14 protein-coding genes and 1 pseudogene are annotated in these 12,950 nt (G+C 64.7%); 4 read left to right on the forward strand and 11 right to left on the reverse strand.

The window, feature by feature from the left end:
• Window positions 1-16 precede the first annotated feature (16 nt).
• Window positions 17-259 carry a hypothetical protein gene (locus ACE10X_RS35720; protein WP_375763516.1) on the reverse strand — a complete coding sequence of 81 codons (243 nt, stop codon included), beginning with the start codon at window positions 257-259 and terminating at the stop codon, window positions 17-19.
• 153 nt (window positions 260-412) lie between these two features.
• On the opposite strand from ACE10X_RS35720, the gene ACE10X_RS35725 reads away from it, so the two are divergent.
• Complete coding sequence (locus ACE10X_RS35725) at window positions 413-1,045, forward strand: OmpA family protein (RefSeq protein ID WP_038382495.1); 633 nt, start codon at window positions 413-415, stop codon at window positions 1,043-1,045.
• Between the two features lie 62 nt (window positions 1,046-1,107).
• On the opposite strand, the gene ACE10X_RS35730 is transcribed toward ACE10X_RS35725, so the two are convergent.
• From ACE10X_RS35730 to ACE10X_RS35745, 4 genes are all read right to left on the reverse strand, one after another.
• The gene (locus ACE10X_RS35730) at window positions 1,108-2,412 is read right to left on the reverse strand and encodes a phospholipid carrier-dependent glycosyltransferase (protein WP_375763517.1); all 1,305 of its coding nucleotides are present in this window, start codon (window positions 2,410-2,412) and stop codon (window positions 1,108-1,110) included.
• A 224-nt stretch (window positions 2,413-2,636) separates the two neighbouring features.
• Window positions 2,637-3,122 (reverse strand): VOC family protein, encoded by a 486-nt coding sequence (locus ACE10X_RS35735; RefSeq protein WP_375763518.1) that lies wholly within the window; start codon window positions 3,120-3,122, stop codon window positions 2,637-2,639.
• A 30-nt stretch (window positions 3,123-3,152) separates the two neighbouring features.
• Complete coding sequence (locus ACE10X_RS35740; protein ID WP_035630843.1) at window positions 3,153-3,575, reverse strand: VOC family protein; 423 nt, start codon at window positions 3,573-3,575, stop codon at window positions 3,153-3,155.
• Window positions 3,576-3,692: 117 nt separating this feature from the next.
• Entirely contained in the window at window positions 3,693-4,709 is a 1,017-nt protein-coding gene (locus tag ACE10X_RS35745) for an alpha/beta hydrolase (protein ID WP_375763519.1), read from the reverse strand.
• 216 nt (window positions 4,710-4,925) lie between these two features.
• On the opposite strand from ACE10X_RS35745, the gene ACE10X_RS35750 reads away from it, so the two are divergent.
• Complete coding sequence (locus tag ACE10X_RS35750) at window positions 4,926-6,452, forward strand: amidohydrolase family protein (protein ID WP_375763520.1); 1,527 nt, start codon at window positions 4,926-4,928, stop codon at window positions 6,450-6,452.
• A gap of 137 nt (window positions 6,453-6,589) precedes the next feature.
• On the opposite strand, the gene ACE10X_RS35755 is transcribed toward ACE10X_RS35750, so the two are convergent.
• Complete coding sequence (locus ACE10X_RS35755) at window positions 6,590-7,327, reverse strand: enoyl-CoA hydratase/isomerase family protein (RefSeq protein WP_157340555.1); 738 nt, start codon at window positions 7,325-7,327, stop codon at window positions 6,590-6,592.
• A 53-nt stretch (window positions 7,328-7,380) separates the two neighbouring features.
• A complete protein-coding gene (locus ACE10X_RS35760) occupies window positions 7,381-7,899 on the reverse strand; it encodes a cupin domain-containing protein (protein WP_375763521.1) in 519 nt (172 codons plus the stop codon).
• A gap of 146 nt (window positions 7,900-8,045) precedes the next feature.
• Here ACE10X_RS35760 and ACE10X_RS35765 point away from each other — a divergent pair, with 146 nt between their 5' ends.
• Window positions 8,046-8,249 (forward strand): CsbD family protein, encoded by a 204-nt coding sequence (locus ACE10X_RS35765; protein ID WP_375763522.1) that lies wholly within the window; start codon window positions 8,046-8,048, stop codon window positions 8,247-8,249.
• Here ACE10X_RS35765 and ACE10X_RS35770 read toward each other — a convergent pair.
• The 3 genes from ACE10X_RS35770 to ACE10X_RS35780 all read right to left on the reverse strand — a co-directional run bounded on the left by ACE10X_RS35770 (window position 8,234) and on the right by ACE10X_RS35780 (window position 10,979).
• Window positions 8,234-9,316, reverse strand: a complete 1,083-nt coding sequence (locus tag ACE10X_RS35770; RefSeq protein WP_375763523.1) for a D-2-hydroxyacid dehydrogenase family protein — start codon at window positions 9,314-9,316, stop codon at window positions 8,234-8,236. The genes ACE10X_RS35765 and ACE10X_RS35770 overlap by 16 nt on opposite strands.
• Window positions 9,317-9,362: 46 nt before the next feature.
• A complete protein-coding gene (locus tag ACE10X_RS35775; RefSeq protein WP_375763524.1) occupies window positions 9,363-9,821 on the reverse strand; it encodes an FKBP-type peptidyl-prolyl cis-trans isomerase in 459 nt (152 codons plus the stop codon).
• A 63-nt stretch (window positions 9,822-9,884) separates the two neighbouring features.
• The gene (locus ACE10X_RS35780; RefSeq protein ID WP_375764636.1) at window positions 9,885-10,979 is read right to left on the reverse strand and encodes an NAD(P)/FAD-dependent oxidoreductase; all 1,095 of its coding nucleotides are present in this window, start codon (window positions 10,977-10,979) and stop codon (window positions 9,885-9,887) included.
• Here ACE10X_RS35780 and ACE10X_RS35785 point away from each other — a divergent pair.
• Window positions 10,920-11,111: a hypothetical protein gene (locus tag ACE10X_RS35785; RefSeq protein WP_375763525.1), complete on the forward strand. Its 192-nt coding sequence runs from the start codon at window positions 10,920-10,922 to the stop codon at window positions 11,109-11,111. The two genes, ACE10X_RS35780 and ACE10X_RS35785, sit on opposite strands and share 60 nt — an antisense overlap.
• A 100-nt stretch (window positions 11,112-11,211) precedes the next feature.
• Here the strand turns inward: ACE10X_RS35785 and ggt are convergent.
• Window positions 11,212-12,797 (reverse strand): annotated as a pseudogene (gene ggt / locus ACE10X_RS35790) (gamma-glutamyltransferase).
• Window positions 12,798-12,950: the final 153 nt, after the last annotated feature.

Genomic DNA, 12,950 nt, shown 5'->3' on the forward strand with positions numbered 1-12,950 from the left:
CATCGTTCGGATGCGGCTAGGTCGATCCGACGACCCGCCGCAACCACGCAACGTCCCCGATCGCCGCGGCCAGGGCCGCGCTTTCCTCATGGAAGATGCGGGACGAATGACCGCCAGCCGGAAACCAGCCGCGGCCGTCTTCGACGTCCCGCCGATATTCTTCGAAGCCGACGGTGCCGTCCGGGCGAAGGAAGATATCGACGCAGTGCGAGGCGTCTTCGTCATTGATCGAGCGGAGGACGCGATTGACGTGGGCCATGATGTCCTCGCTTCCTGCCTGCCTGGCGCAAGGCAGGGCGGCACACCGAACCGTGACCCAGATCACATTCCGGGCTTTGAACCGGTCCTATTCTCCCAGCATCAAAACGACAGCAGGCCGGATTGGCTAGCCCGACATTTGAGGACGAAAACCATGACCCGCTCTTTTTCCTTGTCTTTTCTGACAATCGGCGCCGCGCTGTCGATGACGGCGGGCGTCGCACTGGCCGGCAGCGAGGCCGTTCCGGCCGCACAGATTCTCAATGCGCTGAAGCCGAAGTCGGCCACCCGCGGCCTTTCCGCCGGCACGCAGGTCGACCCGGCCGGCTCCGCCAAGGAGGCGAGCTTCCTCAACACCGTCCGCAACCGGCCGACCCGTTCGCTGTCGCGCGTTGAACGCCAGGAGATCGCCGACATCGCGGCGAACAAGCCGAAGATCGATCTGGAGATCCACTTCGACTACAACTCCGCCGACATCAGCAAGGGCTCGACCCAGGCGGTGCAGGAGCTCGGCAAGGCGCTGTCGGATGCCAGCATGAAGGGCTCGACCTTCGTCGTCGCCGGCCATACCGACGCGATCGGCGGCGAGGCCTATAACCAGGACCTGTCGGAGCGCCGCGCCGACACCATCAAGAAATATCTGGTCGAGCATTACGGCTTGAACGGCTCGGATCTCGTGACGGTCGGCTACGGCAAGACCAGGCCGAAGGACCCGAGCGCGCCGATGGACCCGACCAATCGCCGCGTGCAGGTCGTCAACATGGATACCAAGACCGCGTCACAGTAATCTCCCGCAGCCTCGATCCGCCTGCCATGCCCGGCAGGCGGATCACTTTACTTGAAAGACTGTCATATCCAGCTCTGAAACAGCATCAGCCGGTTGAACGTCGCCATCGACGTCTCGATGACAGCGGCCGTGACCGGCAGCATCGCAACAAACCCTGCGCATCCAACCGCGACGAACGCCCACAGCAGCCAGCGCGGCGCCCCCTTTCGCGTCAAGGCGTAGACCAGCACGAAACTCGCGGTGGTCGCCGCGGGCAGATAGTAATAGATGAAACCAAGCGTGCGCGGCAGCAGCGCCCAGGCCAGATACGGGCTGAGGTAGAACGCCAGCACGAGAAATGCATCACGGCCGCGCCCGACGATCCAGTCGCGCAGCGCAATGATCAGCGCGATCAATGCCGGCCATAGCACCAGCGGGTTGCCGAGGAACACGATCGCCGCGAACCTGTCGTCGCCGACCTTCTCGAACAGGTACCAGACCGGGCGCGCCAGGAACGGCCAGGACGGCCACGAGCTCATATAGGTGTGGCCCGCGATGGCAGTCGTGGTGTTGTCGGCAAAGATGCGGCGCTGCGCCTCGACGATATCCGTGAACGAAAGGCCGTAGAGCGGCACGAAGGTCGCGAGATAGGCGGTCGCCGGGATCACGACGAAGCAGACGATGAAGTGCGGAACACGAAAATCCGGCCACAGCTCCGGCCGGTACCAATCCTCCGCATTGGCGTCGGCAAAGCGCGTGCGCCAGCCCTGCATCAGGCGGATCACCACGATGATCGCTATGCAGGTCGCGAGCACGAACAGCCCGCTCCATTTGCTGGCAGCGGCAAGCCCCGCGAAGAGTCCCGCCAGCGCAAAGGCGGCTTGCGGCTGCTTTTGCCTGAAGCCGTGCACAAACGCCGCGATCGCGAACAGGCCGAAGGCGAGCGCAAAAATATCCAGCATCGCGATCCGCGACTGCACGAACAGCATCTGGTTGAAGAAGGCGAGCAGCACGGCTGCGATCGCGCGTTGCTGCGACGCGAACAGCGCAAGCCCGCCGAGATAGACGCCGACCAGCGCCAGCGCACCGAACAGCGCCGCGGGATAGCGCCATCCGAGCGGCGCGTCGCCGAACGCCTTGATCGAGAGGGCGATGATCTCCTTGGCGAGCGGCGGATGCATCGGGTTGAGGATCGGGCCCTCGCGCACCGACAGCAGCATCTGCCGCGCCGCCGGCACGTAATGCACCTCATCGAAATAGAGCTTGTCCGGCGCGGTGATCCCGAGCAGCAGCACGACATGGGCGACCATGAAGACGATTGCCGCGACGACCGCCGTGCGCGCGGCGGGACGCCGCAGAACAGAAGGAGATTTGGATACGATGTTCAAAGGGCAAGCACGGTGCAAGGGGAACGCAGCTTGCGATAATTATACGATATCAGTTGCATCCGCGATCCGTCGCCAAGGTCATGTGACGGAACCATCGTACCCATACTGTCTTGCCCCAGCTTCATGCGGGGTATCCAATACGCCGTGGCCTATCGGCCGAGCACCGAAATCTCTGGAATGCTGGATCGCCCGGTCGAGCCGGGCGATGCCAGCGAAGCCCTGCCTTACGCCGCCTCGCCCTCATAGGCCCGGCGCAGGCCTTCGATATCGAGCTTGATCATCCCGAGCACGGCCTGCATCACGCGCGCAGCGCCGGCGGCGTCGGAGCCGCCGAGATATTGACGGACCGCCGCCGGCACGATCTGCCAAGCGACGCCGTAGCGATCGCGCAGCCAGCCACACTGCTCGGCCGTGCCACCGGCCGCGAGCAACGCGTCCCACAGGCGATCGACCTCGGCCTGGTCGACACAGTCGATCGCGAACGAGACCGCGTGGGTATGCTCCATCCTCATCCCGCCGTTCAGCGCCATGAAGCGCTGACCGGCGAGCGTGAATTCGACCAGCAGCACCGTGCCGGCCTTTCCGCCGGGGCTGTCGATGACGTTCTTCTGGACGGTCTCGATCCGCGAACCGGGCAGCAGCGAGACGTAGAGGTTCGCAGCCTCCTCGGCCTCGCCGTTGAACCACAGGCAGGGAGATACCTTGGACATGCTTGAGCTCCTCGTGATGGCGGGATGCGATCAGGCGGTCGCCGCGGCGGACTGCGCCTTCATCGCTGCCTCGACGTCCATCCACATCACTTCCCAGATGTGACCATCGGGATCCTCGAAGCTGCGGCCGTACATGAAGCCGTAATCCTGCTGCGGCGACGGATCGGCGTTGCCGCCCGCGCCCGTTGCCTTGGTGACATAGCCGTCGACGGCGTCGCGGCTGTCGGCGGACAGGCAGATCAGCACTTCGCTCGTGGTCTTGGTGTCGGCAATTTTCTTCGGGGTGAACTCGCGGAACTTGTCGTGCGTCAGCAGCATGACGTGAATCGTGTCCGAGATCACCATGCAGGAGGCGGTGTGGTCGGAAAATTGCGCGTTCTTGGTCGCGCCGATCGCCTCGTAGAATGCAGTGGCATGGGCGAGATTGCTGACCGGCAGGTTGACGAAGATCATTTTGGGATTGGCCACGCGAAGAACTCCTGTTGGCGGGGTTGTGCCCCGAGGACGAACCGCATAGCCGGATCCCGACATCGCCGTGCAGATTTTTATTGCGGCGTCCTGCCGCAGGTTTCAGATCACAATCGGTGTCGGCATGGTCAGGAAAGCCCGCGTCACATGCCAGAACAGCTCCCGATTGGTGGCAAGCGCCACCGAATGTGCGGTGCCGGGCAGGATGACGAACTGCCGGTCGCCGTTCGGCAGCTTGTTGAAGAACTCCTCGAGGTCCGGAACAGCGGCGATCCCGTCATATTCACCCCGGATCAGCAGCACCGGCGCCAGCACCTTCTCCGGATGCACCACCGGCAGATTGGCGGTCATGTCGAGATAGGTGCCGGTCGGGATCTGGTCGCCGAACTGCATCTCGACATCGGCCAGCACCTCGACCACGGCAGGATCCGACGTGCCGGGCCTGTCGCGGGTCGCGATCGATCGGATCATGTCGCGGTCGCGCTTGCGCATGTTGTGGCTGCGGTAATAGGCGAGTTGCTCGGCGCGCTTTGCCAGCGTCGGCGAGCCCTCGCCCTTGTAGGTGAAGGCGGCGAACACCAGGCGGTCGATGCGCTCGGGTTCCGCCATCGCGAAAGCCCCGGCCCGCAGCGCGCCCGAGGATTCACCGACGAAGTGATATCGCCCCTGCCCGGTCTCGCGTGCGATCACCTCGACCGCGGCCTTCAGGTCCTCGACGCCGCTTGCGATATCCGCATTGCCCGAGGTGCGGCCGGACCTGCCGTAGTTCTCGTGGTCCATGGTCCAGCAATCGAAGCCGTAGCGGGCAAATGTGTTCAGCAGCGAATACTCGCCCTTGCCGGGCACGGTGAGGTCGAACACCCGTGATGTCACCGACGAGCCGTGCACGAAAAACACCACGGGCCGCGCCGGCTCGCCCGGCTTCGGTGCGCCGATCCGCTTGCGGAACATCCACAACGGGATGTCACCCTTCTTCGCCCAGTATTCGTTGCTCCATATTTCCCCTTCGACGGGAACCGCGCTCGCGGCCTGCGCCCGCGCTTCGCCGAGCATGCCTGCTGCCGTCGTAACGCCAATGCCCTGGATAATGCTGCGCCGCGAATGGTCAGATGACATCATGGTTCGCTCCCTTCCGGATTTCTTCGTTCGAACCGGTGCGATCGAGCATAGCAGCGCGCATGTCCGGTTGCGCGACGGGCGCATCTCGCGTCCGGCAATCCGATGCACGATTTTGTGAACGCGGTTTCCGGCCAACGGCGCGGACGACGAACGGACTTGGTCCTAGTCTCCGCGGCGATCCGACCGGAAAAATCCGGCGAGAAGCGGGAGCGAAGAATGAGCAGCAATCTCACCGACGAAGAACTTGCCGCCTTGATGCCCTCCGAACTGTGCCGGCACCAGACGCCGATCCCGACCCAGATCGTCTCCAGCGACGAATTCTATCCCGACCCGCAGAACGAACGTCAGCGCGAGGTCGAGGCGCGGCTGCTCGCGATGGCCGACGATTTCGGCGCCAGGCAAGGGCTCGACCGCCGCAGATTCTTCCAGACCGCGGCCGGCATGGCCGCCTCCTTCGTCGCGATGAACCAGGTTTACGGGGAGCTGTTCGCCGTGACGCCGGCGGAGGCTGCGACGCCCGCGATGGCGCAGGAGCGCGCCAACTCCCTGAAAGACCAGTTCATCATGGACATGCACACGCATTTCCTGCGCGACGACACCCGCATCATGGGTTTTGTGGAAATGCGCAAGGCGGTCGGCAAGGCCGGCTGGAACAAGGAGCTCAACGATCACGAGCAGACCATCGAGGACCTCAAGTTCAACAACTACAAAAAGGAGATGTTTCTCGATTCCGACACCAAGATCGCGCTGATCTCCTCGGCGCCGTCGGATATCGAGCAGGATTGGTTCCTGACCAACGAGCAGATGGCCGACGCACGCAAGAAAATGAACGACGAGGCCGGCTCGCGACGCGTGTTCTGCCACGCCATCTTCACGCCCGGGCAGCCCGGCTGGCTCGACAAGCTCGACGCCGCATTGGCGCTGAAGCCGGAATCCTGCAAGGGCTACACGATCGGCGACAACACCCACAAGGAGATCAGCCGCTATCCCTGGCGGCTCGACGACGAGAAGGTCGCCTATAAGGGCTATGAGAAGATGGTGAAGGCGGGCATCAAGAATGTCTGCGTCCACAAGGGACTGTTTCCGCCCGGGATCGAGAAGCAGTATCCGAATCTGCGCGGCTTCGCCGACGTCGCCGATGTCGGCCGGGCGGCCAAGGACTGGCCGCAGCTCAACTTCGTCATCTACCACTCGGCCTATCGCCATGTCGGCGGCGATCCGAAGGTCGCGCTCGCCGAGTTCGAGCGCACCGGCCGCATCGCCTGGACTTCCGACCTCGCCGACATCCCGGCGCAGTATGGCGTCAGCAATGTCTATGGCGACGTCGGGCAATTGTTCGCGACCACACTGGTCGCCGAGCCCAATGTCTGCGCGGCGCTGATGGGCACCTTGATCAAGGGGCTCGGCGCCGACCACGTCTGCTGGGGCACCGATGCGCTGTGGACCGGCGCGCCGCAATGGCAGATCGAGGGCCTGCGGCGGCTGGAGATCCCCGAGATGATGCAGAAGAAGTTCGGCTATGCGCCGCTCGGCCCCGCCGACGGGCCGGTGAAGACCGCGATCTTCGGCGACAACAACGCCCGGCTCTACAACATCCAGCCGAAGCGCGCGATGCTCGACCTCAAGGGCGATCGCTTTGCGATGATGAAGGCGCAGTATGAGAAGGCCGGCCCCGAACCGTCGAACACACGTTACGGCTATGTCGTGCCGAACGGTGTGATCGATCACCGGGTGTTTGTGTAAGTCTCACCCTCCGTCGTTCCGGGGCGGCGCGCAGCGTCGAGCCCGGAATCCATTTCGCAGCGATTGTTGCGGCTGGGTGGATTCCGGGCTCTCGCTTCGCGAGCCCCGGAATGACGAAACTACAGCCGCCTCTCGCCCTATCGCCCCGTAAACCTCGGCTTGCGCTTCTCGCTGAACGCCCTGGCGCCTTCCTTGAGGTCCTCGCTGTCCTTGATGGCATCGAGCTGCCGGCGCACCTCGGCGACCGTCTCCAGCGGCCCCTTCGGCATCGCGTCGCGCGCGAGCTTCTTCAGCGCCTGCACCACCAGCGGCGCGTTGCCGGCGATCTTGGCCGCCAGCTCCTGCGCCGCCGCAAGGTGCTGGCCCGGCGGCGTGATCCGGTTGACGAAGCCGATCTGGTAGGCCCGCTCGGCCGATAGCTCCTCGCCGACAAGCAGGAACTCCATCGCGATCTTGTGCGGCATGCGCGCCAGCACCGAGGAGACGCCGCCGCCGGTGGTGCCGATCTTGGCTTCCGGATAGACGAACCGCGTCGTCTCCGAGGCGACGCAGATGTCGGCCATCTGCACCAGAACGAAGCCGCCGCCCACCACCCAGCCCGACGTCGCCGCGATCACCGGCTTGTCGAGCTCGACGCCGAGCCCGGGCACCGCCTGCCACATATTGGCGGGGAAATCCCGAACGTCGGCGCCGACACAGAAGTACTTCTCCTCGGCCGAAGCCAGCACCGCGACGCGGTCGTCGCTGTCGCGAAAGCGCCGCCAAGCTTGCTGCAACTCGTCGCACAGCGCGTTGTTGAGCGCGTTGTGCGACGCGACGCGGTCCATCGTGATGGTCGCGATGTGGTCGGCGCTCTCGTAACGCACGAGCGTCATGCTGGCCTCCCTGATCTTGTTGTTGTTCTCTTTCGTCGCGACGGTGCCGCGCGCTATTTCTTCTCGTCGGGATGGCGGTGCACCGGGTCGACCCACAGCACGGTCTCTGGCTTCTCGATCGGCTCGATGTCGAGATTGATCGCGACCGCTTCACCGTCGGAGCGCACCAGCACGCATTCCAGCACCTCGTCGCGGCTGGCATTGATCTCCTGATGCGGCACGTAGGGCGGCACGAAGATGAAATCGCCGGGCCCGGCCTCGGCGGAGAACTGCAGCTTCTCGCCCCAGCGCATCCGCGCCTTGCCCTTCACGACATAGATGATGCTTTCGAGATGGCCGTGATGATGCGCGCCGGTCTTGGCGTCCGGCTTGATGCTGACGGTGCCTGCCCACAATTTCTGCGCGCCGACCCGGGCAAAATTGATCGCGGCCTTGCGGTCCATGCCGGCGGTCGACGGCACATTCGGATCGAGCTGGTTGCCCGGAATGACGCGGACGCCGCCGTGCTTCCAGCGCTCATCGTCGTGATGGTGATGGTCGTGGGAATGGGTGTGATCGTGGGAACCGCTCATCGTTCTTGCTTTCGTTGGTCTCATTTCGTGCGTGGAACGCTAGCGAAAAGCAGGCGCCCAGGCGAGCGGAAAATCGGAACGTTGCCAAATCGGAACATCGCCATGTGCCGGCGCGTTGTCTCAGCGTATTCCGAAGGAGTAATTTCATGGGTAGCACGACCGATAGGATCAAGGGCACGGCCAACGAGGCGATCGGCAGGTTCAAGCGGCGTCTTGGCAAGGTCACCGGCTCTCCCGCGATGCAGGGCCGAGGAGCGATCCTGGAAGCCAAGGGCAAGGGACAGAAGGCACTCGGCGGCATCAAGAGGATCGTCGGCAGGGTGACCGCAACGGCTCACTGGCCTCGCTGAACGAGAGATGACACGGCTGCCCCATCGAGCCCCGGCCGTTCGAGCATGAGCGATGCTGGTCGGCCGCGCGGGTGGGGATGTGCCAGCACATCCGGATGCGCCAGCACATCCGGATTGACGACGTTGGTCGGCGTGCCGGCCGCGTAAGCCAATATCTGATCGAAGATGTCGGTGAACTGGATCTCGTACTCGTCGCGCGAAACGTAGCCGAGATGCGGCGTGCAGACCACATTGTCCATGTTGAGCAGCGGGTCGGCCGTGTCGCGCAGCGGCTCCTTTTCGTAGACGTCGATCGCGGCCATGCCCGGCCGGCCGGCACGCAGCGCATTGACCAGCGCGCCGGGTTCGATCAGCGGCGCGCGGCTGGTGTTGACGATCAACGCGGTCTGCTTCATCCGCGCGAGGTCTTCCGCCTTGACGATGCCGCGCGTCGCGTCCACCAGCCGCATATGCAGCGACAGCACGTCGCAGCGGGCAAAGAAATCCGCCTTGCTGGCCGCGGTCTCATAGCCGTCGGCGCGCGCCTTTGCCATCGCCGGCTCGCGCGCCCAGACCAGCACGTTCATGCCGAACGCCTTGCCGTAACCCGCGACCACCGCGCCGATGCGACCATAGCCATAGATGCCGAGCGTCTTGCCGCGCAGCGTATGACCGACGCCGATCTGCCACTCGCCCGCCTTCAGCGCCGCCATCTGTTGCGGAATCGCGCGCATCGCCGCGAGGATCATGCCCCAGGTGAACTCGGCGGTGGCGTAGGACGGCGTATCGGCATGCTGGCTCGACGACACGATGATGCCGAGCCGCGTGCAGGTGTCGACGTCGATATGCGGATAGACGCTGCGCTGGCTGATCAGCTTCAGCTTCGGCAGACGTTCGAGCAGCGGCGTGCGGATCTGGGTTCGCTCGCGGATCAGGACCAGCGCGTCGGTATCGCGCAGCCGTTCGGCGAGTGCATCGACGTCCTGGACATGATCGTTCCAGATTTTGACGTCATACCCGTCGAGCTTGCGGTAGCAATCGAGGGTGCGCAGCGTGTCGAAATAATCGTCGAGGATCGAAATCTTCATCGCTGCGCCCCAGTTGTTGCGGGCCGGTTACTTGACGCTCATCAGCTTATTTCACGCTAAGCAGTTCGACGTCGAACATCAGCGTGGCGTTCGGCGGGATCACACCGCCGGCGCCACGCGCGCCATAGCCGAGGTTCGGCGGGATGATCAGGGTGCGCTTGCCGCCGACCTTCATGGTGGCGACGCCCTCGTCCCAGCCCTTGATCACGTGACCCTGGCCGATCGGAAACTCGAACGGCTCGTTGCGATCGACGGAGGAGTCGAATTTCTTGCCCTTCTGGCCGTTCTCGTAGAGCCAGCCGGTGTAGTGCATGACGCAGGTCTGGCCGGTCTTCGGCGAGGCGCCGGTGCCGACCTTGCTGTCGATGATCTGGAGGCCTGAAGCTGTGGTCATGGGCTTTCCTGCAGTTTGGGCCGTTGCCGTCCCGCTGACAACGGACGTGGAGACTGCCGCCGCAAGGCCGGCGAATGCAGTCTTGATGATCGTGCGTCGGGAAGATCGCATCTTGCACCTCTCGTGAAGGACGGCCGTCTCTAGCCCAGCGCGGGCCAAATCCCTAGCCATTTTTCAGTGACCGGCCATGCCGCCGTCGCGGTCCAGCGCAAAATCGTCAAGCAATGGCGACGACGCGCCTGCGATCAGATCGCCGATCAATTGCGCCGCCAGATAAGAGAAGGTGATGCCGTTGCCGCCATAGCCATACGCGGCATAGACGCCCTTCGCGCCGGGCACCGGGCCGATCAGCGGCAGGCCGTCGCGCGTGGTATCGAACGTTCCGGCCCAGCGATAATCGATCTCGGTTTCGGCAAACGGCCATAGCGCGGCAAGGCGTTTCGCCAGCGCGCGCGATTTCTGCGGGATCAGGCGGTCGCGTGCGTCGGGCTCGATGATCTCGTCGCTGTCCTCGCCGCCGACGATGATGCGGCCTTCCGGCGTCGTGCGCGCGTAGAGATAGTCTTTCGCGCACTCCCAGATCAGCACGCCGTCCTTCCAGACGTTCTGCGGCTGCGGCGCGGTTGCGATCGCCCAGCTCGAGGACACCGCCTGGACCCTGGAATGAACGATGTCCGGCATCGCATAGCCGGTCGCCAGCACCACGGCTCTCGCGGCGATTTCGCGGTCATTGTCGAACCCGACCGTGACCGCCGCGCCTGCCGGATCGAAGGCTGTGGCCTCGGCATCGAACGACCGCGCACCGCGCGCGACCGCAAGCCTGAGCAGACTGTGGGCGAGTTGCAGCGGATCGGCATCCGCCGCGCCGGATGACACGATCGCGGCGGCGCGCGCCATGCCGAATATCTCGAGCAACTGCCCGTGGTCGAGGAAGTCGCCGGGCAGGCCGGCGCGGCTGCGCAGCCGGTGTTCGTCGCGCAATTCGGCTGCGGAGCTTCCGGTCGCCAGATAGAGCGAGCGTTTGGTCCTGATCTCGCTCGGAATGTTGGTGCTGCGGACCAGCGACGTCAGGCCGGTTACCGCCGCCAGGCTCGCGCGGTAGGCGCGGACGGCGCGTTCGAAGCCGTAGATCGCGGCCAGCTCGACCAGCGGACGATCGATCTCCCAGAGCAGCATCGAGGTGCTCGCCGCGGTGCTGCCGTGGCCTGGATGCTCGCGATCGACGATGACGACGTCGAGCCCCTGACGCGTCAGCCGCTCTGCGACCAGCGCACCGGTGATGCCGGCGCCGACGATCAGCGCATCGCAGGAGAGATTTTCAGCGAGCGGCGGCGGACGCTTCGACGCCGCACGCCAGGGTGGAGAGCCGCCACGCAGATCGGCCTGTTCGGTCTCGTCTGAATCGAGGGTGCGAATAGTGGACCTCGCGGGGATGGGCTTTCAGCACCAACCCTCGCGACAAAATCTTGTTCCCTCCGCCGAGCTTCGCCGGCCGCGACAATCAATAGCCGAGCGCGCAGCCGTCCTTGCGCGGGTCGGAGCCGCCGGTCAGCGTGCCCTTGTCCCAATCGATCCAGATGCCCTGGCCACCGCCGAGCGGCGCGACCACGCTGGTGGTCTTGTGACCGATCTTCTTCAGGCCTTCGACGATCTCCGCCGGCACGCTGTCCTCGAGCTGGTAGACGCCTTCGTAGTGCAGGCCGCGCGGCATATCGATGGCTTCCTGAATGTCGCAGCCATAGTCGAGCATGTTGGTCAGCACACGGGTCTGGCCGACCGGCTGGTACTGCCCGCCCATCACGCCGTACGGCATCACCGCACGGCCGTTCCTGGTGGCCAGCGCCGGGATGATGGTGTGCAGCGGGCGCTTGCCCGGTGCGATGCAATTCGGATGTCCGGGCTGGATGCGGAAGCCGCCGGCGCGGTTCTGCAGCAGGACGCCGGTCTTGTTGGAGACGATCGCCGAGCCGAACGAATGCGCGATCGAATTGATGAACGAGCAGACGTTGCGATCCTTGTCGACCACCGTGATGTAGACCGTCGACGGATTCATCGGCGGCGCAACGTTCGGCAGTTCGAGCAGCCGGTCCATCCGGATGTTCTTGATGTGCTCTTCGGCGAATTCCCTGGCGAGGATGCCGGCAACGTCGACATGCACGTGCTGGGGATCGCCGATATGCTGCTCGCGCATCATGTAGGCGATGCGTGCCGCCTCGGCCTCGAGATGGAAGCGCTCGATGCTGAGCGGCTTGAACTTCGTCAGGTCGAAGCGCGACAGGATGTTGAGCATGACCAGCATGGTGATGCCGGGGCCGTTCGGCGGGCACTGCCAGACGTCGTAGCCCTTGTACATCGTGCCGATCGGCGAGGTCGCCTCGGTCGAATGCGCAGCGAAGTCCTCGAGCGTGTGCAGGCCGCCGATGCCGCGCAGCGTGTCGACCATGTCGGCGGCGATTTCGCCGCTATAGAAGGCGTCGCGGCCCTTTTGCGCGATCGCGCGCAGCGTCTTGCCGAGCTCGGGCTGGCGGATCACGTCGCCGGCAACCGCGGGCTTGCCGTGAGGCAACAGATAGCGCTCGGTGTTGGTGCCGTTCTTCAGCTTTTCGAAGCCGTTCTTCCAGTCGAAGGCGATACGCGGCGCGACCACGTAGCCCCTTCGGCGGCCTTGATCGCGGGCTGCAGCAGCCGGTCGAAGCCGAACTTGCCGTGGTCCTTCAGGATCACGTCCCAGGCATCGACCGCGCCGGGAATGCTGACCGCATGGGCCGAGGTCAGCGGCACCGAATGGATCTTGCGCTCGAGATACCAGTCGGCGGTCGCCGACATCGGCGCCCGGCCGCTGCCGTTATAGGCGGTGATCTTGCCTTCTCCCCGCGGCTGGATCAGCGCGAAGCAGTCGCCGCCGATGCCGGTCGATTGCGGCTCGATGACGCCGAGCAGCGCGCAGGCTGCAACCGCCGCGTCGGCGGCCGTGCCGCCCTCGCGCATCACCTCGATGGCCGCGAGCGCCGCCTCCGGATGCGACGTCGCCACCATCGCGTTCTGGGCGTGGACCGTGGAACGGCCGGCGAAATGGAAATTCCTCATGACGGAGTGCTCGCTTGATCGTGATGGTCTGATGCGGCTGCGGCGGATGATGCCAAGTACATGGCACACTCATCCCCGGCTGAGCAATGCCTGGCATGCCAGGGGAATTATCCCGACAATGCATGGCTTTGCGGGTTTCGCCGGCCCGGGCGG

The organism is Bradyrhizobium sp. Pha-3, from assembly GCF_042258325.1.
GTDB lineage: Bacteria > Pseudomonadota > Alphaproteobacteria > Rhizobiales > Xanthobacteraceae > Bradyrhizobium > Bradyrhizobium elkanii.